The following is a 24552-nucleotide window of genomic DNA, read 5'->3' on the forward strand; positions in this document are numbered from 1 at the left end:
CTCAGCAGCCCTGGAGACGGATCTGTCTCGTCGGAGAGTCACCTCTCGGCGTCCGATGTGCTCTCGGCTTCCCCGTCGGGGGGAAACAGGGCGGTCAGAATCTTCTGCTCGCCAGTACGGAGATGCTGGTGGAACGTCGACGCCGAGATGTCCCAAGACGCCGCGATCTCCTCTCCGGTAGTGTTCCGTGGCCAGTCGAAGTACCCCGAGTAAACTGCCGATTCGACCGCTGCCCGCTGGCGCTCGGTGAGTTCGTCGAGGACGTTCGGGTAGAGACGGTCTTCCGTGCTCTGCTCGCCCGACGTCTGTCGCTGCGCGAGTACCGTCGTGTCCGGATACGACTCTCGAACGACACCCACCAACGCCCGTACGTCGGCGTCGTCCGGCAGCTGAACGACCAATCGGTAGTCACCGTCTTCGATCCGTGCGGATTTGACCCGCCCGCCGCGCGCAGCGACGGCCGAGATGACAGGCGGCTTCGTCAGTTGCAGTTCGAACCGCTTGTCACTGCCCCGTTCGCTGATCACCGTCAGTGAATCCCAGGCCGAGATGTCGTCGACAGCCGCCCGCAGTTTCGCTATCCCGTGTTCGCTCGCTCCCCCGTAGACGAGGTACTTCTCGCCGCCGACCGGAATCGTTCGCTCGAACGTGATCGGTCGCGATTCGACGTCCGACGTCTCTTTCCGGTCGAAGACGTTCTGGATTCCGAACTCTATCTCGACGACAGTTTCACTCATCAACGTACGCTTGCGCTGGACGGCTGTGATAGCGTGACCGACGAGCTCTCCGAGCTTGCGGAGCGTCGTCCGCTCCTGATTCGCGAACGCGTCGGGGCGGTCGGAGTATACGTTCAGAACTCCGTAGAGGGCCCCCTCGTGACCGATCGGGATGACGGCCCACGAGTCGACCCCGGCTTCCGTCGCTCGTTCGTGCCAGACCCTGTACTCGGGGCTCTCTCGGAGATTTCGGACGGTCTGTATCGACTCCGACCGAATCGCTTCCGCGATCGGCGAGTTCTGGTCTCGGCCGGTACCGTATGCGATTCCCGACTCGTCGAACGGATCGTCGAAGCCAGCCGCTACACGAGGGATCACTTCCTGATGTCGTTGGTCGATTGTCCCGAACCATGCACACGAGTAAGCGGACGCCTCTGCGAGGCGAACGCACGTTGTCGCCTCGATATCCTCGCGGTTCGTCTGTTCGATGACGTTACTGGTGATAGTACGGGCCACTTCGTACAGCTCGTTCGAGATGGTCAACTGGTCGATGTATCGCTGCTGTTCGAGCTTCGTGCTCACCCACTTGCTGAAGAGTTCGACAAACGTCACTTCCCAGTCTGTGAACGCGTCGTCCCGAGAATTCAGACTGTAGAAACAGAACGTGCCGTAGGATTCACCCTCAACCACGACCGGGGACCCGAGATAACACGAAATTCCCCACTCGGTGTTGCCTACCCGGTCGGCCAGTTCGGGGGCGTCGGTCTCGACATCGTTGAGGACGAGTGTCTCATTCGTCTCGACGACCCGCTCGCAGTTCGTGGCCGCTAACGGAACCGTCTCTCCGGCACGGAGGTCAGCCTCCGTCGGTGCATCGACGAACTCGAAGTGGTACTCGTCGTCGTCGATCCGTGAGAGGGTTGCGTACTCGGTGCCGACCTCCTCGCGCACGATTCCCAGCAGCGAGTCGATCTGCTCGGCGAGCGACAACGAGCTATCCGCGATGACTTCGTAGGCAGAGTGGAGTGCGTGCTCGCGCTCTCGGAGCACGCTTTCCCGCCGAACGCGGTCGGTAACGTCTCTCGCCTGTACCGTCACCCCGGACTCTGAGGGGTAGACCTCCACCACTAACCAGGCGTCACTCGGCTGGTGACGAAAATCGAACTCCACCGACTGTTGAGTCTCCAGCGCGCGGTCGCAGTTCTCGCGTAGGACCGACACCGCACCCGGGAACGCATCCCAAACGAACTCCCCACGGAGATCGTCGTCGTCACGCTGAAACAGCTGTTCTGCCTGCTCGTTGAGGAACGTGATCTTCCACTCTCGGTCGAGGGCGAAGACAGCGTCGCTGATCCGTGCAAAAGCGTCTGCGTCCGTACTGTCGTCGAAGGAGGCGTCCGTCCCGTTTTGGTCGCCCATCACTCGCCAAGAGATAGCACACAGGCATTAGTATTTGGGACTCGCTGGAACGGCGGTTCCGACGGACGAGCGACTCGGGAGTGTCCCGAACGTTCATCCGTCCCCTGGACGCTCTCGTTAGACGGGAGCTCCGTTCGAACTCTCGGCAGCGGTCCACACGACTGTCACGACGTCCCCGGCCAGGGGAACGCTACGCTCTGCTCATCTGGCGATTCGATCGACCCGTACCGGTGTCAGCAGAACGCGTCTTCCAGCGGCGGGACGACCTGCTTCTTTCGAGACATCACGCCCGGCAGGAACGCTTCTCGATCCGAGAACGTCGTGTCCAACCCCTCTTCGACGGTGGCGATCTCCGGACCGACGACGAGCGCCGTCGAGTCCTCCTCGAGGAGGTCAGTCACGAGCAACAGAAACACTGCGTAGTCGCGTTCCGTGGCGATCTCCTCCATCGCTTCGAGGACGACGTCTCGCTGGTCCAACACGACCGAGGGCTCGACCGTCTCGATCTGCCCGATCCCGACCGTCTTGGAGTCGAACTCGAACTCTTTGAAATCGCTGAGGACCATCTCCCGTGGGCTCTTCTCGCCGATCTTGCTCTTGTGCGTCAGGAGTTCCTTCCCGTACGTTTCGTAGTCTACGTCGGCGATCTCGGCGAGTCGCGTGGCGACGGTCCGGTCTCGTTCGGTCGTCGTGGGGGACCGAAGCACGACGGTGTCGCTGAGCAACCCACTGAGTAAGAGACCCGCCGTCTGCGGGCTGATCGTCTCGCCGGCGTCGTCGAACAACTGCGTGAGGATGGTCGCCGTCGACCCGACTGGCTCGTTTCGGAACAGAATCGGACTGCTGGTTTCGACGTCACCGATGCGGTGATGGTCGACGATCTCGACGATCTCCGCCTCTCGGGCGCCGGTCACCGTTTGGCTGTACTCGTTGTGATCGACGAGTATCAACTGCTCCCCTGTTGCATCCTCGAGCAGTTCGGGCGTGTCGACGTCCCACCGGTCCAAGACGAACGCCGTCTCCGGGTTGACGTCACCCGCTCGGGCGGCGACTGCATCCGTCCCTTGCTCCTGCTTCAGCCGTGCGTACGCCAGCGCAGAGCAGATGGTATCCGTGTCGGGCTGTTGGTGACCGATGACGTAGATCGGTTTGGACATGGTCGTGCCAAGGCGACCTCGGTTCAAGAGTACTCTCTTTTCTCCGCGTCTGGTACGATCGGCTGTGACTCCCGAAGATGCCGACTGGAACGACGGTTCGGATTTCACCAGGTGGAACCCCACGACGTCGGTCGCGGGTAACTTGTCGGGATCGCGGCCACCCGAACTGGATCGCTGGCAGATCTGACCTCGTGGAACGATCGGTGCACGAGCAGTCTCTCGACTTTCACGATAACTCCTACTACCACCGAGTGCTTCGGGGCTCCTCCCGGGAGCGGTACGAGGGAACGGATCCCCCGTCGCCGAGACTATTCGTAGGGGGTATCGTATCCACCCGGAAGAGCAGAGACGCCCGACGACCCACAGGGTTCGAGTCGCATGGTGAACGTTGACGAGCGTCGACGAACGTCGACGATGACCCCTCTCAAACGTCGCTCGAACTGTCGTACAGCTCGCCGAACTCCTGCTCGCCACGAATCAGTTCGTCGATGCCTTCGGTGAGCGTCACCTCACCGAACACGGTCGCTCGATAGTACGTGTACAGTCCATCTTGCCCGCGTTCGGTTCGCTGTCGTTTCTCGGCGAGGCCGACGTCGACGAGTTTGTTGAGGTGGTAGTTGTTGAGGTGGTAGTGGAGGGTGCTGTCGTCGATATCGAGCGCAGCTTCGAGTTCCTTCGGACTCATGGCGCCGCCGTGGACGAGCCGATAGAGGATCTCGTAGCGCGTCCGGTTGCCGACGGCTGCGTGCATCGCGAGGTACTCGTCGAGAGTCAGTACGCTCCCTTCTGGGAGGAGATCCGCTGGGTCGTCCGGAGCCCTATCGTCGACCCCTCGTCCGTGGTTCGTCGCCATCGTGGTCGCGAGTACGGGTGCACAACTCTTAGGGCTTCTCGAGTCAGCAACTCTCAAAAACACCGCTCTTTAAACATTGGCGACGAGCACGGTTGCGTATGATTGTGGACATCACGCGCGATCTCGTCGTCGAGCAGTTGGGCGACGTAAGTTACCCACGACTGAAGTCGTGGGCTTTCTCCCGCACGGGGTTTCGGCCCACGCTTCAATGAATGTCGTCGGCGGGTTGCATGACAGCAGGTCGGTCACACGGAGGAGTTTCCTGCGTGGTTTTTCCGACCCGTAGTCTGCGTCCGAAGCCATCTCACACCGCTTTAATTGTCGGTGGACTCCCCTTGCTTCATCGGCAGGGAATCTGCCGAGAGAGGCGCGGTGTCATTCGTCCCCGACGTTCGACAGTCAGACGACGGTCGGAACGGTCTGTTCGGGGCCTACCTACGGAGGCCCTTACTCCGAGACGCGTTTGGCCTCGAAGCAATACCAACACCAACGAATCAATGTCACATAAATCATATCGAACCCGGCACACACAGACCGCATTGTTTGGGAATCACTGTGTCGGTTTCCTCCCACGACTAAAGTCGTGGGCTTCCACCTTGGAGTTCCTGTGAAGTACGACCGGTTCCTCTTTTATCTGATGGGGCCGTACAAATCGTTCAACCTCAACTACGTGCTCAGCGAAGAGGAGCGCCAGGAGTTCGACGTAGAGGATCTCCCGGGACCGTTGCGTCGTCTCTTCCAGAACAAAGACGAGATCGACGAGGCGCAAGCACTCTTGCGGCGAGTGCAAGGGGAACTCCGGGTGACACCGGGAGTGAACGCGTTTCTGGCTCTCGACGTGGACGTAGATACTTCCGACGTGGATGCAGCGACCCAGAGTATCGAGTACACGAGATGCAGTAACGCGACCGCGTTTGTGCTCCCGTTTCTCGGCCACAACTTCGGCGTCGGAGAGGAGGCTGGAAGCATCCTCGAGGCACTCTCCGAAACACACGGGGACCGGTTGCTCTTCGTCCACGAGAACGACGTGACGAGTGCGATGATTCGGTCGGCACGGGTCCGGTGGGATCTACGGGTCGAGACGTACGACACGGAGGCACAACTCGTCGAGAAACTCCGATTCTTCGCGGGTAGTATCATGCAGCAGGAACGCCGAGGCGAACTGAGTCGTCTGGATTGACTGACCACCCTCGTCGGGGAGCGTCCCGCAGTCACGTTTTGCGTCCCCAGAGTGTCGCCCGAGACAGCTTTCGAGGGTACTCGACCCCGAGAGCTCTAGGTTGCGTTCTCGAACCCGAAGAACTCGCTTGCATTTTCGTACAACACGTCCGGGTACTGGTCGGGGAACGTCTCCCGAACCCCGTCGAACGCTGCCTCGTAGGACTGTGGTCGAATAGGGTAGTCGGTTCCGAACATGATCCGGTCGCCGTACGATCTGAGCCGATCGACCGACAGGTCGACGTCACGGAGACCGATCAGATCGTGTGTCTCCTCGCCCAACGCGACCGCCGTATCGAAGTAGAGCTCGTACTCGGCGGCGAGATCGAGGAACGCCTCCGTCTCGAAGAGTCCGAGATGTGGAACGCAGACGCGAAGGTTCGGATAGCGCTCGAGGACGCCCTCCAGTGGAACCGCTCCCAGATCTTCTTCTCCTCGATAGAAGGGGTGGGTAGAGGCGTGAATCACGAGCGGTGCGTCGCGGTCGACGAGCGTCTCGTACACCGGGTCGAGTCGGGCGTCGTCGGCACGGAACCCCTGTACTGGACAGTGGATCTTGACACCGTGCAACCCTCGGTCGAAGAGTTCACGCACGACTCGCGCTGGCGCGTCGTCCGCCGCGTGGACTGTCCCGAGTCCGACGGCCCCGTCCGTCCGAGACTGCCAGTCGGCGGCGAACTCGTTCAACGAAGCTGCGATCCCGGGTCGGTGGGCGTACGGAAAGAACACGAACCCGTCCGTCCGCCGGGCCGTCCGTTCGACGACAGTCGCTGGCGACGGCGTCGGAATCGTCCAGTCGGTCTGCTCGGTGAACCACTCGCTGATCGCGTTCAGTAAGCCGGTGGGCAAGACGTGGACGTGGGCGTCGATAACTGGACAGTCGGGAACCGAGTCGCCTCCGTCGGCCGACGAGGGTGGTGCGTCTCGTTCGGACGTCATCTCTCGTCCGACCGTTCGGAGGCAGTCGAGTTCAATCTTGACCCGATCGGTTTCGGGCATCACCCAGTGTTCTGTCGCTCACTTTCGGGACGAAGGGCTGCGTGACCGGACGTACGGAGGTCCTTCGCTCCTGCGAGATCCTCAGCCGTCGAGGAGACCCGAGGGAGCGATCACGTCGACGTCTTTCTGCTCGAGGTGATCCAAGACGTTCTTGAAGTCTGCAGGCGAGGTTTCGTACTCCTCCCCATCACCGATGGAGTGCCAGGTCACGACGGCCAGCTGGTTGAACTCCTCGGCGATGTTGAGAATCCGGCGTGTCCCCTGTGGGTCTTTGCCCATGACCCGCGAGATGGCGTGCATGTTACTCGGCTGCTGGGCGTTGTTGGGGCAGGCACCGAACATGAACCCCGTCTCGTGATACTGTTCGACGATATTCAGCGTCGTCTTGCTCACCCGGTTGTAGGGGGCGACGAAGTGACGCGCGCCTTTCGGGAACCCCTTGAGATCGAGATAGTTGTACGCCTGTTGGATGATCCGTCGTTGCTTCGCCTCCGAGTACGCGGGCAACGGTTCGGACACCTGCGGGTGGGCCATCATATCCCAGCCGGCGTCGCGCATCTCGCGCATCTGACCCGTAGTCAAGTTCCCCTCGCTGTTGATCGCGTCGGGGATGATCGCGACACCGCCCGGCCACCCTCGCTTCTGCAGCTCCTCGAACGCGATCTCGTACTGAGACGTGACGGCGTCGTCGAACTGCAGGATGACCTTCCCTTTGTCAGGTTTCGGGATCTTCCGGAGGTCGTCGACGTGGACGTCGATGGGCTTGCCCTCGGGAGTTAACACCATCAACCGGAGTTCCTGGACGCCTTTGAGAACCGGCTTCCCGGTCTTCCCCGTGTAGCCCAGATCGATGCGGACCCAGTCGTTGAGCTCCTTGGGGATGAAGCGCTTGCTGACCAGCATGTCGCTACGTGCCGGTGCGATGAGCTCGGCGGCGATCTTTCCTCGGACGGGTTTCTCGAGTTTGACTGCGAGCGACAGGTCGTGGTTCCGGAGGTCGAGTCCGTTCGGGAACGACTTGTAGATGCCGGCGACGTCCCCGTTCTTGTTGGTCATGTGGACCGACTGCGTGCCGGCGTACACGTCCTGCGTGTCGGCTTCGATCGTCCCGCCAACTGTTCCCCAACGCGTCTCGTTCGTTCCGACGTCCTCGAAGTCGTCGACGACCTCACCACGGGTGAACGACTGCTCCTGTTGCTGCGTGGACGTCTCCGTCCCCGTCGTGGCTGTTTCGTTGGCCGCTGTCGTCGACGTGGACGTTCCGTTCGCCTCTGTCTGGTCGGTCTCTCCTAGACAACCAGCCACGCCGGCGACACCAACTGTACCAACGGATGCGAGGACACTGCGTCGGGTCGATGAGTCGTTCATTGCGCTCGATTGGTTCCATCTCTCTGGAGACATATTAGAATGGTGCTAGTAAGCGACACTTACCAACTCTCTAAAAGCCACGGGTCACCCGACCCGTGGTCGTTTACGGAGACTCCCTCCCGCTTGGCTCGCCCGCAGCGGACGGAACACGAGCGACGGTGAACGTTCGAATCACAGCCAAACGACTTACCCGACGAGAGCGCGAAAGCCCGAAAGCGGACGACCGACGACGCGGTACACGGAGCGCGTCAGGTCGTAAAGCGGACGACCGACGACGCGGTACACGGAGCGCGTCAGGTCGTCATCGACCACGCGAGGCGATGCGTCGCACCGCTGCAACGCCCCCTGTGCGTAGTGATCCGGAACGGAGTAAACCCCATGTCAACAACAGTCTGCACCGAGTGTGGAGAGGCGGTTCCCGCCGCTCGGTACTGCGAAGCGTGTCACACACCGCTGACAGAGAACGTCGTCCCCCCGCCGGAAGAGTACGAGCGCGACTTCACGACGCGAATGAGCGACGCCGCGGTCGAAGCGACGCACGACAGCGTCTCGTTCGATACGCTGCAGTCGGACCACGACAGCTACGACCGTCCACTCGGTGGGTATCTCTTCGCGTCCGAACGACCGGCGGCTGTCTGCGAGCTCTCGTCCGTAGAGCTCTCTGCGGAGTCGGCGTACACCTCGAAGCTCGCGACGCCGTTCCTGACAGACGGCCACCTCGTCGTCACTCGCGACCGACTGGTAGCAGTGTTGCCTCGAGAGGGAGAGACACAGCTGTTCGACGTTTCGATGGCCGACGTCGTCGACGTCGAGGCCGAATCGAAGCTGCTCGGTGGGGCGCTGGTCGTGTCGCTGGCGAACGGCTTCACCGTGACGTACGACCTCGATGCGGGTGGCGAACTGCTGACCGAGTTGACCGACGGTGTCCAGAGGCTGGCAGCACGAGACGACTCGACCGAGTCGCGGGCCGCGAAGTTCGTGCAGACGATCGACGACGAGATCGCCGCAGCGACCGATGCAGAGACGGCCCTCCGTAACGTGGCAGACCGATTCGCGGCCCGAGACGAGGTGACCGCGTTCGACCACGCCGTCGCGAGCGCCGACTCGATCGACGAGTTGCTGGATGCGATCGCTGACTCCAGAGACCCCCGTGATCCACCAGCCAGCCAGCAGCGTCCGGAGCCAACTGCGAACTTACCCACACCGAGTGCGGGTCCGGCGGCGGGCACCCTCCGAACGCGCGTCTCCGGGGCGCTCCGAAACGCCGACCCCCAGGAAGTGGGCAAGTACACCTTGGCCGCGACGTTAGGTCTCGGTACGTACGCGATCTCGGCACCGTTCTCGACGACGCTCGGGCTCGCTGCACTCGCCGCTGGCGGCACTGCCACCGGACTCTACGCGACTGCGAACCCCGAGTCGGTCGTCGCCCAAGCCGAGCCGATGGAGCTCGTGATGAGTATGAACCACCGCGGCCAGCACGTCCGTCGCAGTCCGATCGCTGGCACCGCGAACGTCGGTCGTCTCCTGGGTGCGGCAGAGTATCTCGGCGACCTGGAATACGAGACGGCGTACGCGCAGTGGCTCGTCGAGGCCGACGTCGACACCGTCGTCCGAGCCGCAGAAGTGGCTCAGCGCCACGCGGAACGGAACCCGGAGTTCGGAACCGAACGAGAGGCGTCGCTGCTCGGTGCTATCGGTGGCCTCGCCTACGGCTATACGGGGGACGACGGCGACCTGGAGTCGTTCTTCGACGAGGACGTCACGGAAATCGACGGGGACGTCACGGAAGTCGACGAGGAGTGAAGACCCGTCGCAACCAAGCGGCTGCGCTGATCGTCGATCGCGTCGTGGCGAAACGGTCCCCGCTCACGACGTGACGGTGGGACGTATCGTGAGCTTCGACTGACTACTGGTGAGGGTACGCTTGCGTGCCACCCGTCGAGTTGCGGGCGACGAGCGTCGCAACGGCGGACCGACGTCCGTCCGTGACGCTGGTCGCTTCCTCGTAGTGGAGTACGGTCAGATCCAAACACGCCCGCAGCAGGTCGTTCGACCGGAACCGATAGCGATCGTCGCTCGGGCCTCGTTCGGCGGGAGGATCGGCACGCAAGTGGTGCTCGTAGAGGAGAATCCCACCCGGTGTGAGTGCCTCCTTGAGGTCGGGCAACAGATCGAGTGCGTGAAAGAACGTCACCACGATCACGTCGTAGTAGTCCGTCGGCAGCGGATACGTCTCGAGGTCGGCCTGGATCCAGTTCACGGTGAGCGACTGCCGGGTGGCGTGATCCCGCGCCTGTCTGAGTGCCTCGTCGGAGATGTCGACGGCGTCGACGTCGTACCCGTGCTCGGCGAGAAAACGGGCGTTCCGTCCCGTGCCGGTTGCGACGTCGAGTGCACGTCCGTCTGGGAGCTGGTCGATCCACTCGGACAGGAGCGACGTCGGCGTCGTCGGGAGGCTGAAATCGGCGTCTCGGTAGCGCTCGTTCCACCGTCTGCGGTCGTTTCCCATGGTCGACGTTCGGAACCTACCCCGAAGAAGATGTGGCCCAGCCTTCCGTCGTCTGTGTCTCCTGCAGGGTGCCGTCGCGTCGGCACCGCAAGTCCCGCCTGGTCAACTGCGAGAGCGTGTCGTGGAACCCGCTCTGTCCCGAGTCTCTCTCCTCCCCTCCCCCGCCCCTCCGGCTCTTGCGATTAGACGGTGTAGAGAGCCCGTCACTCCCAGAACTTCGGTACCGTCGCGTCGATCTGATTCCCTTCTTCGTGGATACTGTCGGAGACGATCACGCGACGGTCGCCGTCCATCGACAGCGGCCCCATGACGTTCGAAAGCAGGATCTCTTTGGTTTGGGTCCGGTAGAGTTCGTACCACTCGGCCCCGTCGACGCTCGCGAGCACGACCGAATCACGCCCAGTGTCCATGCGGGAGTAACCGAACGGCATGAGACAGAGCTCGCGCCCGTCGTCTTCCCGAATGTGCCACCGGCGACGGGCGTACATCTCCATCGTGTCGTCGGTCGGGTCGCTCTTGATCTGCACGTACGGGTGGACGAGTTCGTCCACTCCCGTCGGTGCGTCATTCGGTCCCTCCCGCTTCCAGCGGATGATCCCCTCCGGATCTCCGTCGGTACCGAAGCAGACAGAGTTCTCGAAGGCGGCGATCTGGGTTATCATGGGTGCGTCCCCTCGGTCGCCGATCGCCTCCCACGAGCTGCCGAGGTCGTCGCTCCAGTACAGCTGTGTGTTGCGGTTGTCACCGACAGCCACCCAGATCCGTTCGGCGTGGGGGTCGTACTCGACGTCGTGGACGTGGAGGTTCGGCGCGTCGGTCGTCACCAGAGGCGCTTCGAGGATCCGCTCGAACGACTCTCCACCGTCGGTCGAGAGAATCACCTCGTTCGCGTGCCGGCCCGCTTCGAAATCCGAGGGGGCGTACGACGCGAGGACGACGATGTCCTCGTAGGTGACCTGGTTCAGGCTGGTCGGGAGGCGGCCGTAGTCGAACTGGTACAGTTTCTCTGCCCCGGAGAGATCGTCGTGGAGGCGATAGATTCGCCCTCCGACATCGCCGTGCCCACCGACTGCGACGATGACGTTTCCGCTGTCGGGGACGACGACCGCTTTGATGTTGTTGTCCTCGTAGTCCTCGAAGGAGTACAGCGCCTCGGTCGTCTGCCACCAGTCGTCGCTCACCATCACTTCGCTGTCGCCACGGCCGTACAGGCGTCCGTCCTGATCGATCCAGGTGGGGTACCCGTTCGAGAACGTGTCGCGAACGTCGAGCTGGTAGTCCGTCAGCGCATAGCTTCCGGGCTCCATCTCCGGCTCGTCCGGTTGCTCGGTGGTCGTCGGCTCCTGTCGGGTCGCCGTCGGCGGGGGCGTCTCGGAGGCTGTCTCCGTCTCGGTGCTGGCTGTCTCGGCCGAGGTATTGGCGTTACAGCCCGCCAACGCCAGACTCGCGCCGGTTGCCGCAAGTGTCACAAACCGTCGTCTCGTCGATGAATCGTGAAATTTCATTGTCGTTTGTTCGTATCTACCGGTCTCGCTCCGAGGTTAAAAATATCATCGAATTAACTACTACTTGCGAGGACGTCGGAGAACCAGATAAGTTCCGACTCCTGAACTGAACCCAGGGATCAAGGGGCACAGCCAGCACCTCGCCAGTGGGCAAACCGTAACCCTCCCAAACGAGCGAAGCGTGAACTCGTGGGAACTTCGGTTACGAGAGGGGTAGACGTCACCAGCGGCTACGTCCTCTCAGTTCGGTTCGGGCGCACGCAGTGCCAGGAGGACCCCGACGAAGGCGACCCCTCCGGCGACGAGGAACGCCGGACCGTAGCCTGCACGGTCGATGATGGTACCGGCGGCGATGGGTGCGACGAACGCGCCGAACAGGCCGACGCTCGTCAGCAGCGAGACGGCTGTGGCCCCGACTGCCGGTGGGACGAGCTCGGCGACGTACGAGAAGAGCAGTCCGGTGACGAGTTGGATGGCGAAGCCGACGACGACGACCGCCCCGCCGACGAGTCCGAGCCGCGAGGCGAACGCGAAAGCGACGACGGCGGGTGTGGCGACGACGAACGACGCCACCACGACGGGGCGGCGTCTGCCGCCGAACACGCGGTCGGAGACCACGCCGCTGCTCGATCGGCCGATCGCTCCGATCGCCGGGAACAGCGCGGTCAGGAGGCCGCTCGCCGCCAGCGAGATGCCGAACCCGTCGACGAGGTAGCTCGGTAGCCACGTGTTGACGAAGAGATACAGCGAGTAGGCGAGAAAACAGAGCACACAGACGATCCAGACCGCTTGGCTGGTGAACAGTCCGCGGAGCGCCGTCCAGTCGGGTGCAGTCGCGTCGACGCCGGGGACGTGGCGACGAGTCGCGAGCAGGAAGACGGCGACACCGACGACGCCGAGGGCTGCGTACAGCGGGAGGATCGCGGGCCAGCTGGCGACGTTCGCGACGAGCGGACTGCCGAACTGACCGAGTGCGAACCCGACTGGTGCACTCGCAGTGAACACGCCGACTGCGGTCGCCCGAGAGCGAGGTGCGACGGCGCTGCCGACGACGTTCGCGCCCGCGTTCCAGAAGATGACGTACGCGATCCCGCCGAGCACGCGCGAAGCGAGCAACCAGAGATACGCGCCGGCGGTGGCCGCGTACCATCCCCAGACACCGGCACCGACGAGTGCGACGGTCCCGAAGCCGACCACTCGGCGCACCGAAAACCGATCGAGGACGATACCGGCGGGGACGCTGGTGACGACCGCGGTCGCGTACATGACGCTGACGAGCCAGCCTGCCGTACTCGCCGTGAGCCCGAGCGATTCTTGGATCAGCGGCAGTACGCTCGCCGGCGCGATCTCGTAGGCTGCGGCCGCCGTCGAAAGTATGAAAAATCCGGTGAGTAGCCCCAGCGTCTCGCGTCGAGAGCCACCTGTGTGCGGTCGGTCGGTCACGGTCTCTGTTCGCGATTCTCGGAGCCGTACTAAACCGTTTGCTGTTTCTTCGCATGGCACTACCGAAAGCGAGCGCTCTCGCCGCGTCGGAGGTCACCGAACAGCGACGACGGCTGCGATCACTCCGTCGCCGAGCGACGCCCGACTGCGACGCCGAACTCGCTCAGTAGTGGGGGGTTGGCGTCTCGGGTGGGGTCCGTTTGTGTTCGCTCTGCTCGCACATCTCGACGATGTACTCGACGTCGTCGAGCGAGGCGTCTGCGAGTCGGGCGGTCGCCGTCGCCGGGACACCGCCGTCGACGTGGAGTGCGAGGATGGCGTCGAGCGTGTCGTAGTCGACCCCGAACTCCTCCTCGTCCGTGTCGTAGTCGACCATCCCACCGGTGGGCGTCTTCTGGACCAGACCCTCGTCGACGCCGAGGTACGCGGCGACTTGGCGGACCTGCTGCTTGTAGAGATTACCCAGCGGGTTACAGTCCACGCCACCGTCGCCGTACTTCGTCACGTATCCGGTTGCGAGCTCGGCCCGGTTCCCCGTTCCGAGGACGAGCTTGTCCTCGTAGTTGGCGACGAGGTAGTTGAGCGTCATCCGAACGCGAGCGCTCGTGTTCCCGACGTAGCGTCCCTCCCAGTCCCCCTCAGACTCGTCGTCGGACTCTGCGTCGTAGGCGTCGAGCACCGCGTCGACGATGGGGTCGATCTCGAGGACGTCGTACGTGATGCCGAGATCCTCTGCCACCTGCTCGGCGTCGCTCATGTTCGCGTCCTCGTTGACCTCTTTCGGGAGGAGGATGCCGTGCACCGAGTCGGCCCCGAGCGCCTCGACGGCGAGGTGAGCGATCGTCGTGCTGTCGATGCCACCGGAGAGGGCGACGAGTGCGCCCTCGACGTCGGCCGCGTCGACTTGCGCTCGGACGAACTCGGCGAGATGGTCGACCTGCGCTTCGATCTCGTCCGCCGAAAAGCGGAGGTCGAGCGGCTCGATCTCGTCCTGCGTCTGCTCGTAGAGCTGCGGCATGAGTGACAATCGTTCGCCGCTTGACGCTGAAAAATAGCACGAAGTCGAACCGATATCAGACGGTACAGACCGTGATCTGAGTTCTTGCTTGCCCGTACCACAAGCTATAACATTCCGAACTCGGAGCGTGGTCTTCGAGAGCATCGTCGTCTCGATGGAGCAGGTGCGGCTGCCTCGGGAACGGTCTCTCCGAGACCTGACTCCGTAGTCGATACTCCCTCAGACTCGACTCGGTCCGAGGCGTGGACAGCGACGGCTCTCCCGACGACGATCGTGGGAGAGAGGACGCCGTCGTACGCTCAGGTACCTCCAGTGGTGACAGCGGCGCTCTCTGATCGTATCCGGTCTCGCGACGGCTACCCGACGACTACGACAGATGCCGGTGCACGACGCACTACCGTTTCGACAACTGCCCCGCAAGGTATCCGGAGCGAGAGAGAGCGTGTGAGACGTCCGACCACGACCGTGTCGCTGTCGTGGCGACGATGGCGCCGACCGTCCGGTTCGGTCTGCGAAGCTGGGTCAGATCACGTCGTCGGGGTCGTGGATCTGCTGCATTCGTCGGGCCTCTGTCGCATACTGCTCTTCGAGCTCCGGGTCGTCGACCGTCCCGAGATTGTCCGGATCGGCGGTGACGGCGGCTGTCGTGTCGCGGACGTCGCTGAAGGACGTGAGAGCCCGTTCTTTCCGGTAGTACTGCTCGCCGTCGAGCGTCGCGTAGGTGAGGATGATGAGGTTCTGCTCGTCGTCGGAGTACGTTCGCTCGACGAGCCAGACACGAACGCCGTCGGTCGTCGGTTCGGATGACATCGGTGGACGTTCGCAGGCAAGTGACAAAGGGCTACCGCGGGGGCCAGTGGAAGGGGAGAAAACGGCCTCGCTCTCCCCAACAGTGACCAACGGGTCGAAGCGGCCAGTATCGACGTCCAGACGACGTGACTGTCACTCGTACTCGTCCGTCACGTCGATCAGGTCGACCACGCCCGATGGAACCCGGTAGGCGGCCACGACCGATCGATCGGCAGTTGGCTCGTCCGTCGTCTTGTCGACAGCGTAGCCGACGTACGTACACGCCTCGTCGGTGAACTCGACGACGGAGTACCCCCAGTTGTGTCCGTCGAAGAACTCGATGTGTGGGTTCATCAGCGGGACGAGCCACGAGAGCAGCGGTTCGGTGAGTCGTTTGCGCCACCCGCGCGTGAGGTGGAGCGCCTCCGCGACGTTCAGTGACGTGACGGCGGGAGTCATGAACTCGACGCCGATACGGTCACCCTGCGCGACGCCCTCACCACCCGTCACGCGGCCGGGATACGACGCCTGCTGGTAGGCGGCAACGTAGCTGTGCATGTCGCCGGTCAACGTCACGAAGTTGTCGACGGCTGCCGCCGCGACCGCCTCGGTGATGCGCTGCCGTTCGCGCGTATATCCGTCCCACCCACCCTGTACCGGATAGAGCGAGAACGGGCCCGATCCGATACGGAACGGGACTGTTAGCACCTCGTCGGCCCACACTGTCCACCTCGTCTCCGACTCGGTGAGTGTCTCGACGAGCCACTCGCGTTGTTCGTCGCCGAGCATCGTTCGACCGGGTGGTTCGCGGTGCGGGCCGACGTTGTCGGGGGTGGGGATCGCCTCGCGCGGCGGGTCCCGGAAGAGGCGTTCGTCGGTCAGTGCCAGCGTCACGAGGTCACCGAACTCGAAGGTGCGCCAGAGGCGGAATCGCTCCTGAAGTGCGTCCCCGTTCGGGTCGTACTCGACGCGCGCTGGCATGTACTCCCACCACGCGTGCATCGCGTCGGCGATCAGTTCGGTCATGAACGCCGGGTCGTCGCCGCGTGGATGATCGCCCGCCGGAGCGTTCGTCCGTCGGTCCCAGTAGACGTCGTTGACCATCTCGTGGTCGTCCCAGCCGGCGATGAGGGTGTGTGACTCCAGGGCCTCCTGGAGGAACCGGTCGCTGCGATAGGTGCGATAGAGATACCGGTAGTCCGCGAGAGACCAGACGCGGTCGTGGCCGCTCGGCAGTGACTTCTCCCGGTCAGCGTAGTCGTACGACCCGAGCCCTTTGAACTGTCCGTTGTCGGACTCGTAAATAAAATCGCCCACGTGGACGAGGAAGTCGACGTCTTCGTCGGCGACGTGATGAAACGCGGGAAAGTACCCGTTGAGGTAGTTCTGGCACGCGAGCACCGCAAACCGAATCGAATCGGGGGTGGCGTCCGAGTCGGGAAGCGTCCGACAGCGACCACGGCGGGAGGCGACTCCGCGATAGACGAACCGGTAGTAGTAGCTCTCGGCGGCGTCGAGATGCCCCGCAAGATCGATCTTCACGGTGTAATCGTGTGCCCGGATCTGGTCGGCGTCGGTGACAGCGCCCTCGTAGACGAGGTCGGTCATCGCTTCGTCGTGGGCGACTTGCACGCCCAGCGGTTCGGCGGGATCGAAGACGCTCGGGGCGATTCGCGTCCAGAGGATCACCCCGTCCGGAGTCGGCCCCCCACTCGCGACTGACTGGGGGAACGTCTGATCGGGGTCACTATCCGCGTCGGTCGTGAACACGTCTGTCTCGGGCACCGTGACCGGACTGGACGCGAGATAGATGTCGTGTGAGTCGAGCTCCGAGAGCAGTTCCGAATGGTCGTTCGGTCCACGGCTTGGTTCGTCCCGCCCATGGACACCTCCACCAGACATGGAGTACGCGTTCGTGCCGCTGGTGCTTCGGAGTTCTGGTCCGCCTCGAGTACGCTGCGACGACCGGCGTCTTCTGAAGCGGTTATGACGCTTGAGCACCGAGGAACAGCTATGCAGTGGCGCGACCAGCCGACGAGCACGTTCAGAACCGAGCGTGGAGAGTCTCGGGACCGACACCGGAAGGGGTCGACGGCGTGACCGACGACTCCCTCCCGGCGGAACAGCTCTCGCCGCTCGCAGCACTCGTCGATCAGGTACTCGCCCAGGTCGGCTACGAGGTGGAAGTCGCCATCGACGCCGTCGACGACGCGGTCCCCGGCTATGGGGGCCTGTTCGACCCTGCGACCACCCCGGCAGAACTGCGTGGCGCGCTCGAACAGCTGTTGGCGTCGAACCTCAGCCAGCCGCCGGTGTCTGAACCGGCGGGCGAGCGCTTCGTCCTCTACGTCGACGGGAGTTCACGTGGTAACCCTGGCCCTGCGGGTGCGGGCGCTGTCATCGTCGACGCCGAGGAGACGCAACTCGCCCGCCTCGGTCGTCCCGTCGGCTCTCGGACGGGGAACAACACCGCCGAGTACGCCGCTCTCCAGCTTGGACTCTCCGAACTGGTGGCTCGCTACGAGCCACACCGTCTGGAGGTACGCATCGACTCGATGACGGTCATCCGGGACGTCTGGGGTGACGACGACCCGACGGAGCCGGGGGTCGAACCCTACAGCGAGGCCGTTGCGGCGGCGCTGGCGAACGTCCCGACTCACGAGTACACGCATCTGGCCGACAGCGACCCGAACCCCGCCGACGCGCTGGCGACCGTAGGCGCCGATATCGCGGCGTTCGGCCCCGGGTGATGGCACATCCTCCGGGTGGCTACGATCGTCCCTGTGAGTCCGGTGGTACGTTCTGAAACTCGGCTAATTATTCCATAGTTTTATACGTGTATAGAATAAAGCAACGAACGGCGTCGCAAGACGCACTGTCATCCATCGGGGCACCCATCTGACATACGCCCCCACCACTCCACGACCGGCGCTTTTCTCGCCGGTCGGTGTCCGATCGGAGAGCCTCGGCTTCGTCTCTCTCCGTCGGCCCGGGTTCGGAACTGCAGCTCCCGCTCTGCGTGTGTGGACCTAGCTCACTTCCGTGAGCAAGTGTTAGACTCCCCTATGAGCAAGGAGGTAGCGACACGCGACGCGGCGATCGAGATCACGGAAACGTTCGCCGACAGCGAGTGTGTAGGGCGCTTCGGTGAGCTCACCGAGATCACAGAACGCGACACCGCCTGGCTTGTTGAGTTCCAGACCCACACTCTCTCTGAGACGTATACGCATCAGATTCGGATCACCAAATCCGTCGGAAACGTCGTCACACACGATCGCTCGAGTCGGTTCGAGTGACGGCTCGTAGGTGTAGAGCTCACGAGACAGTGGCCCTCTCGGAGCCGTGCTGCGTCCGCTCGGCGATCACGACAGCGCACGACGGTCGGAGCCCGGGCACATGGGACGGTGTTGTCCAACTCGGTCCTCTCTCGTACGCCCCGTCGACCTTTTAAATAAATCGAAAAATATGCTGGTTCTCCCTCGAATAGACTGATTGCCGACGAAGACGTTATTAACGTTGGTTTGTCGAGTCGAAGACGCTATCTTCAGCGCGTGGGTTCGGTAGCCGCGCTCGCGTTCGGGACGCCGAACGCGGTCGCGAGGAGTATCAAGTACGTCCCCGTTCCGTATCGGAAGCAGAGCGTTCGTTTCCGCTCTCCGGAGAGCGACGTGTTCCTCACACACGTCTCCGAGCTCCCGACAGTACAAGCCCGTCTTTCGCGATACAACCGGAGTCACGACATCGAATCTGTTCTCTCACCGCAACTCCGGGAGAAACTCGAGCGAACCCCGGCCGGGACGCTAGACCTCACCGTCGACACGACCGGCGAACGGGTCTCAACCGTCACACAGGGTCAGTTCGGTCGCGAGATTCATGGCTGGCGACCGACTGCCGAAGAGGTGGCAGCGCTCGCGACGTTTGGAGAGATCATCCACGTTCCGACGGTGAGCTCGACGAAGGTCGGGCTGAGTCGCGTCAGCGTCTCGGACGTCGCGAAAATCGCCTCACTCGACTTCGTCCTCGAAGTCGGACACGACCCCGAGATCAGATTGGCCGTCAACGAGAGTGCCGGGGGTTCGCCGCGGTCGGAGTCTCGTCCCACCCCTGCCGATCTCAGATCGTCCCGTCATATGGACTTCGACTCCGTCGTCTGGGACTTGACGTCACGGACACAGATCGGCATCGTCGGTGGCGGCTATACGGGCGAGACGGACTGGGGGACGCCGTGGGCAGAGTCGATCGGAATCGACGCCGACAAAGCCACGGACTTCATCGGTGACGACTGGACGACGGGGACGACTCACGGGACGACTGTCACGGATACGATCGCAAACATGCTCGCCGATGGCAGCCATCACTCGAAGCTGTTTGTCCCACTGCAGGTGTACGAACCCGACTATGGGTTAGTGAAGGGGAGCGTGATGCGGAAGGCCATCGAGTACGCGTTGGTGAACGAGATCGCTGTCCTGAACATCTCGGTCGAGACAGCAGAACACGAACGTCGCTGTCCGGGCACTGTCTGTGAAGCGCTCTGTGCATACACGACTGCCGGCTATCTCGCCGTCGTCGCCGCGGGGAACGACGCACGTGAGACACGGGTCTGTCATCCCGCAACGTCGCACTTCAGTCTCACCGTCGGGGGCTACGCACGAGAGTGTACTGGTGGCTACCACCGACACGCGAACTCGAACTACGGGCAGATCACGTACGCCGACGAAGCAGCGAACACCGTGTTCTGTCCGTGGTGCTACCAGGCTGCTGGCGCAGACGAGTTCAAGCCGAACGTCTATGCGTGCTATCGGTTCGATACTGATGCAGGGACGTCGATCGGTGGGACGTCGTTTTCGGCGCCGATCGTCGCTGCTGCCGGCGCGATTCGTCACGCAGCGCGTGGTGCCGACCCCTTCGACGACAAACTCGCCGACTTCGCGAGTATGAACGAGAAACTGATCTGCGACGCAGACGCGTCCCGCCACGGCGGCGTCCTCCACGTCCCCAGTCTGATCTGACGAAGCTCGTGACCGAAGAGAGTTCCGCTCGCTCTGTATAGTAACGAGTGCACGTCATCACGCACCCGACCGCACGCTGTCGTGCGGTCGGGGGAGTGGACAGTTGCACGAGCTACTATAGTCGCGAGCAGTGGAGCGGACGGCGACCGCCGTCCGACTCGTTCGTCGATATCCGGCCTCGAGTGAAACCCTTATCACGCCGACAGCCAAACGGGACATATGAATTACGATACCGTCGTCTTCGACAACGACGGTGTTCTCGTCGGTCGGACGCGTTTCGACGTTCTCCGAGAGGCGACCGAAGACACGTTTGCACAGTTCGGTGTGACCGATCCGACCGCCGAGCACGTCGAAGAGATGACTATCGGTGCGACGCCGAGTGACGTCGCGACCGTGAGTGACGCCTACGACTTCGATCCGGAACAGTTCTGGCGCACTCGCGACAGTACACTGTCTGCGGCACAGCAGAGCGAAGCCCGCGAAGGCCGGAAGACTCCCTACGACGACGTCGACACGCTGGCGGATCTCGACGTCGCGATGGGAATCGTCAGCTCGAACCAACACGAGACCGTCGAGTTCCTCCTCGACCACTTCGAGCTCACGGGGCTGTTCGACACTGCGTACGGCCGCGAGGCGACGATCGAGAGTCTCACGCTCCGAAAGCCGAACCCCCACTACCTCGATCGGGCGCTCGCCGACCTCGATGCGGAGTCTGCGCTGTACGTCGGTGACAACGAATCCGACGTCAAGGCGGCCGAAAACGCCGGCATCGACTCGGCCTTCATTCGTCGTCCCCACCGCAGTGACTGGGAACTCAACGTGTGGCCCACCTGGGATATCGACTCGTTGGACGACCTCCACGATATCTGTGGGTGAGGAGGGTCACTCACTCATCGTGTCCCGCTCGCGTCGGCCGAGACAGTAGTCTCCAAGGCGACTGCCGGCCAGACGCGCCAGACGGCAACTCCCAGCGCGAAGAGCCACCAGCCGAGCAAGCCGAGTAGGTTCAGTGAACTGTTGCCGGCGTTCACCGCCGTACCACCGACGACGCCGACCGCTTCCGCGAGCACGAGCCCCCGAAACGCACTGTTCGGGCTGGCCGCGAGAAGTACGGGAACGCTCTCGGTGGGGAAGAGACCCGATGCGAGGCCGGCTATCAGCGTCGTGTCGATACCGACGACGAACGCTGCAGTGAGTGCGGTCGCGAGCGCGAACGCCGTCCGGAGCGTGCGCGCCGCAGCCGACACGGCCAGTGCGACAGCGAGCGTCACGAGCGTGAACCCTGCCGAGAGGACGACGAAGCGGACGAACCGCAAGCCGGAGTCGGCGGCTTGATTCTGGGCGAAGAACGACGGCTGGTCTGCAGTGAGCGTCGGGACGAGTAAGCCAGCAGCGAACAGCGACACGACGACGAGACCGACGAGGACGATCGCCCGTCCGAGGTAGACGCCGCCGACGTAAGCGATGCGACTCACGTCGAAGGTCCGAAGCATATCGAGCTCACCAGTGAGTCTGTCGTCGAGAACCGACCGGTAGCCGAACGCGAACGCCAACAGCGGAATCAACAGCTCAGCGAACGTCAGCAGGTCGAGCGTCAGCGGGACGAACCCCCCACTGCCGCCCGTTCCCGCCCACGCGACACCGAGGATACTCACGAGATACACGCAGGCGAGTGCGACGAGCGCGGGCGTCCTGACGACCGTTCGGAGCTCACGCGTCGCGACGACGAACAGATCGCTCGCGACCGCAGAGACGTCGACGGCGGTCTCGCGTGCGCTCACGAGTTCGTCACCTCCGACGATCCTCCCGCTCGGACTGTCGATCCGAGGTCCTCCCCTCGAACCGTCGCGAGGAACGCCTCGACGAGCGTCTCGCTCCCGGTCGACGCGAGCACGTCGGTCGGCGTCCCGGAGAGCACTATCTCACCGCGGTCGAGCAGTACCACGACGTCGGCGTACTTCTCGACTGCGTCGAGATTGTGTGACGTGACGACGATGCCCGTTCTGTCGTCCGCGATCGTCCGAAGGACGCCGAACAGCCGTTCGACCATCGCCGGGTCGAGCCCGCTTCCGGGTTCGTCGAGGACGAGGACCGACGGGTGACCGAGGATCGCTTGACCGACTCCGAGCAGGCGGGTCATCCCCCCGGACAGCGACCCGACGCTGCGTCCGGCGACGTCGGCCAGTCCCACCCGTTCGAGCGTCTCCGTGACGTCGGCGGCTACCGTCGCCTCGTCGACGAACCGCGCGTAGAACTCGAGTGTGTCGCGAGCGGAGAACCCCTGCCGGAACGACGGCCGCTGTGGCAGGTAGCCGACGGCCCGTCGATCGGTCGCCGCATCCGGCGTAGACGCGACGGCGACCGTCCCCCGGTCGGGAGCGCGAACTCCGGCGAGCGCCTCCATCAGTGTCGACTTCCCCGACCCGTTCGGACCGATGACGACCACCAGTTGACCACGCTCGACCGTGAGTGAGACGTCCTCGAGTACGGAGACGTCGCCGAACGACCGAGCGAGACCGGTCGCCCGCAGCGCGACCGACGTCTCCGAGTCGGTGGCCGACTGACTGTTTCTCGACGACTGCGACCGGCCCGAAATCACAGGGCGCTTCTCGGTCATGCCGTGGTACCTGCTGTCGCGTTCGCTCGCACGGCGGCGACGCGTTCCGGGTGAAACGGCTCCGTCCGTGGCGCAGTATCGATCACGCCCGACTGTCGGAGCCCGGAGACGACGTCGCGGACGCGTCGAAGGATCGCTGCCGTCGGCGACTGGGCGAGCGTCGTCCCTCCCGACGTACCGAGTCGACTGTCGACCGTCCCCGTCGGCTCGTACGCTCGGTCGTAGATGCCGTTCTCGTCACTGTCTGTCATCGGAAGCGGCCCCCAGTAGTTACCCGTGTCGCGATAAGTCCACGTGCGGAGGGGGCCGAGTTGTGAGTCGACCGGTCTGTCGTTGTCGACAACGTCGTTGCGAAGGACCCAGTTCGCCGGGAGGATCTCGTTCGTTCTGATGCCGAGGTCGTTGCCGACGATGACATTGTCCACGAACACGTTCTGATCTCCTGTCACTTTCAGTCCGTTCTGGTTGCGTACCATGGTGTTGTTGGCGTACAAGGAGTTGCCGCCCGCCGAGACGATGCCGACGGTGCTGTCGCGGACGTCGTTGTGTACGACGACGTTCTCCAGCGGCCGTCCCATCACGATTATGCCCGTCTGCGTGTCGCGAGCGTCGTTGTGCGCGACGAGCGTCCGAGAGGTGTACATCTCGTGGACCCCGTAGCGGCCGCCCTCCATCCGATTGTGGCGAACGATACTGCCATCTGCCCGGTGCGTGTAGACGCCGTCGCGGCCGTCACGGAACGTCGAGTCTTGGACGACGCTCCGCCCGTTGATGAGAATCGTCCCCATGAACCCCTCGCTCGGTCTCGGTGCGCCGTCGACAGTCACGTTGTCGATCACGCTCCGATTACTCTCACGGACGATGATGCCGCTCGCGCCGGTCTCGATGTGGACGTTCGAGACCACGGCGTCGGTCGAACCGTCGAGTACGACCGCTGCATCACCGTACCCGTAGGCGAGTTGGACGTTCGTGTCCCAGCTCGCAGATCTGTTTTTCTCTCCGGGGCCACGACTTCCGACGTCACCGACGCCGGCGACTCGGAGGTCCTGAATCGCCACGTCGTCGGCACGCACGTGAACGACGCTTCCGTTTCCGTCACCGCGGAGGACGGTTCCGTCGCCCGCTCCCGCGATCGTGAGTGGCTTCGTCACGACGAGTTCGCTCGTCTCGTACCGGCCCGCCGGCAGGTAGACCGTCGTGTTCGGTGGTGCCGCGGCGATTGCGGCCGACACGTTCGGGGCGTCCGCTCCGACGGTGACCGAGCGGGGTCTCTCGAGGAGGCTCCGAGACGAAGTCACGGTTTGGTTCGCCCAGGTCTGGTGTGAGGTGATACTCTTGTCGAAGTGGGTCAACCGGCGTTCCAGTGGCGCGTCGGAACGGCTCTTCAGCGTCCCCCAGTCGACGACGTCGCCACCGTGGGATTCGGCGAACTGCTCGGCGTCGGTACGGTCGGAGAACGGCAGTACGGCAGGCCCAGACGGCACCTGTGCCTCGCTGCCGACGACGAAGACGGCGCTGTCGGCGGCGACCCATCCGACTGCCCGTCCCGCTTTCGGGACGACGAAGCCGTCGTCGGTGAGCGTCGGCGTCACCGTCGAGAAGTCCGACACGTACACCGCCAGCGGCGTCCCGAACTGTCGCTCGGTACTCGGATCGACGAGCTCCGACGCAGCCATCTCTACGCCGTAGTAGCCGACGACGTAGCGGTAATCGGAGTAAAACACCTCTGCCTGTGGAATGACGAACCCCTCTTGCAGCGAACGCTGGATGTCGACGCCGGTTCCGCCGGCGTCGACCGTCTCCTCGAACGGGACTGGTCGCAGCTCTTCGCCGCCGACCGGTGTCAATAGGAACGAGACCGCCGACAGCAGCAGTACTGCCGTGAGTACTCCACTCACCCAGCGAGTCCCGGTCGGTGTCAGCAGTGCCATC

At 63.4% G+C, this 24552-nt stretch carries 20 protein-coding genes; 6 read left to right on the plus strand and 14 right to left on the minus strand.

From position 1 onward, the window contains the following. Positions 1-38: 38 nt before the first annotated feature. From EOHIBHHM_RS24585 to EOHIBHHM_RS24595, 3 genes are all read right to left on the minus strand, one after another. Positions 39-2135 (minus strand): bacterio-opsin activator domain-containing protein, encoded by a 2097-nt coding sequence (locus tag EOHIBHHM_RS24585; protein WP_497259554.1) that lies wholly within the window; start codon positions 2133-2135, stop codon positions 39-41. Positions 2136-2368: 233 nt separating this feature from the next. Continuing rightward, complete coding sequence (locus EOHIBHHM_RS24590) at positions 2369-3292, minus strand: manganese-dependent inorganic pyrophosphatase (RefSeq protein ID WP_497259556.1); 924 nt, start codon at positions 3290-3292, stop codon at positions 2369-2371. 424 nt (positions 3293-3716) lie between these two features. Next, positions 3717-4145 (minus strand): winged helix-turn-helix domain-containing protein, encoded by a 429-nt coding sequence (locus EOHIBHHM_RS24595; protein ID WP_497259558.1) that lies wholly within the window; start codon positions 4143-4145, stop codon positions 3717-3719. Positions 4146-4782: 637 nt separating this feature from the next. Between EOHIBHHM_RS24595 and EOHIBHHM_RS24600 the strand changes: the two genes are divergently transcribed. Continuing rightward, the gene (locus tag EOHIBHHM_RS24600; protein WP_497259789.1) at positions 4783-5325 is read left to right on the plus strand and encodes a DUF7509 family protein; all 543 of its coding nucleotides are present in this window, start codon (positions 4783-4785) and stop codon (positions 5323-5325) included. Positions 5326-5420: 95 nt separating this feature from the next. Here EOHIBHHM_RS24600 and EOHIBHHM_RS24605 read toward each other — a convergent pair whose 3' ends face one another. Together EOHIBHHM_RS24605 and EOHIBHHM_RS24610 are read right to left on the minus strand one after the other, a co-directional pair. Beyond that, on the minus strand, positions 5421-6302 hold the full coding sequence (locus EOHIBHHM_RS24605; RefSeq protein WP_497259560.1) for an amidohydrolase family protein: 882 nt from the start codon (positions 6300-6302) through the stop codon (positions 5421-5423). 141 nt (positions 6303-6443) lie between these two features. Continuing rightward, a complete protein-coding gene (locus EOHIBHHM_RS24610) occupies positions 6444-7667 on the minus strand; it encodes a polysaccharide deacetylase family protein (RefSeq protein WP_497259562.1) in 1224 nt (407 codons plus the stop codon). 441 nt (positions 7668-8108) lie between these two features. Between EOHIBHHM_RS24610 and EOHIBHHM_RS24615 the strand changes: the two genes are divergently transcribed. Then, a complete protein-coding gene (locus tag EOHIBHHM_RS24615) occupies positions 8109-9533 on the plus strand; it encodes a hypothetical protein (RefSeq protein WP_497259564.1) in 1425 nt (474 codons plus the stop codon). Between the two features lie 103 nt (positions 9534-9636). Here the strand turns inward: EOHIBHHM_RS24615 and EOHIBHHM_RS24620 are convergent, their stop codons facing one another. The 6 genes from EOHIBHHM_RS24620 to EOHIBHHM_RS24645 form a co-directional block, all read right to left on the minus strand. Continuing rightward, positions 9637-10239 (minus strand): class I SAM-dependent methyltransferase, encoded by a 603-nt coding sequence (locus EOHIBHHM_RS24620; protein ID WP_497259566.1) that lies wholly within the window; start codon positions 10237-10239, stop codon positions 9637-9639. Between the two features lie 203 nt (positions 10240-10442). Next, a complete protein-coding gene (locus tag EOHIBHHM_RS24625; RefSeq protein ID WP_497259568.1) occupies positions 10443-11708 on the minus strand; it encodes a beta propeller repeat protein in 1266 nt (421 codons plus the stop codon). A 276-nt stretch (positions 11709-11984) separates the two neighbouring features. After that, positions 11985-13187: an MFS transporter gene (locus tag EOHIBHHM_RS24630; protein WP_497259570.1), complete on the minus strand. Its 1203-nt coding sequence runs from the start codon at positions 13185-13187 to the stop codon at positions 11985-11987. Positions 13188-13350: 163 nt separating this feature from the next. Beyond that, positions 13351-14205: an NAD+ synthase gene (locus tag EOHIBHHM_RS24635; RefSeq protein ID WP_497259572.1), complete on the minus strand. Its 855-nt coding sequence runs from the start codon at positions 14203-14205 to the stop codon at positions 13351-13353. Positions 14206-14727: 522 nt separating this feature from the next. Then, positions 14728-15015 carry a DUF7967 family protein gene (locus EOHIBHHM_RS24640; RefSeq protein WP_497259574.1) on the minus strand — a complete coding sequence of 96 codons (288 nt, stop codon included), beginning with the start codon at positions 15013-15015 and terminating at the stop codon, positions 14728-14730. Positions 15016-15147: 132 nt separating this feature from the next. Beyond that, on the minus strand, positions 15148-16896 hold the full coding sequence (locus EOHIBHHM_RS24645) for an alkaline phosphatase D family protein (protein ID WP_497259576.1): 1749 nt from the start codon (positions 16894-16896) through the stop codon (positions 15148-15150). Between the two features lie 194 nt (positions 16897-17090). Here EOHIBHHM_RS24645 and EOHIBHHM_RS24650 point away from each other — a divergent pair, with 194 nt between their 5' ends. The 4 genes from EOHIBHHM_RS24650 (at position 17091) to EOHIBHHM_RS24665 (ending at position 20879) form a co-directional block, all read left to right on the plus strand. Continuing rightward, positions 17091-17744 (plus strand): ribonuclease HI family protein, encoded by a 654-nt coding sequence (locus tag EOHIBHHM_RS24650; protein WP_497259791.1) that lies wholly within the window; start codon positions 17091-17093, stop codon positions 17742-17744. Between the two features lie 315 nt (positions 17745-18059). Beyond that, a complete protein-coding gene (locus tag EOHIBHHM_RS24655; RefSeq protein WP_497259578.1) occupies positions 18060-18290 on the plus strand; it encodes a hypothetical protein in 231 nt (76 codons plus the stop codon). Between the two features lie 255 nt (positions 18291-18545). After that, positions 18546-20003 (plus strand): S8/S53 family peptidase, encoded by a 1458-nt coding sequence (locus EOHIBHHM_RS24660; protein ID WP_497259580.1) that lies wholly within the window; start codon positions 18546-18548, stop codon positions 20001-20003. 219 nt (positions 20004-20222) lie between these two features. After that, a complete protein-coding gene (locus tag EOHIBHHM_RS24665) occupies positions 20223-20879 on the plus strand; it encodes an HAD family hydrolase (protein WP_497259582.1) in 657 nt (218 codons plus the stop codon). A gap of 14 nt (positions 20880-20893) precedes the next feature. On the opposite strand, the gene EOHIBHHM_RS24670 is transcribed toward EOHIBHHM_RS24665, so the two are convergent. The 3 genes from EOHIBHHM_RS24670 to EOHIBHHM_RS24680 are packed head-to-tail and all read right to left on the minus strand — an operon-like array spanning position 20894 to position 24551. Further along, on the minus strand, positions 20894-21784 hold the full coding sequence (locus tag EOHIBHHM_RS24670) for an ABC transporter permease subunit (protein ID WP_497259584.1): 891 nt from the start codon (positions 21782-21784) through the stop codon (positions 20894-20896). Beyond that, positions 21781-22620, minus strand: a complete 840-nt coding sequence (locus EOHIBHHM_RS24675; RefSeq protein WP_497259586.1) for an ABC transporter ATP-binding protein — start codon at positions 22618-22620, stop codon at positions 21781-21783. The genes EOHIBHHM_RS24670 and EOHIBHHM_RS24675 overlap by 4 nt, the downstream gene beginning before the upstream one ends. Further along, positions 22617-24551, minus strand: a complete 1935-nt coding sequence (locus tag EOHIBHHM_RS24680) for a NosD domain-containing protein (protein ID WP_497259588.1) — start codon at positions 24549-24551, stop codon at positions 22617-22619. The genes EOHIBHHM_RS24675 and EOHIBHHM_RS24680 overlap by 4 nt, the downstream gene beginning before the upstream one ends. Position 24552 lies beyond the last annotated feature (1 nt).

The sequence above is a fragment of the Halogranum roseipondis genome (assembly GCF_059695585.1).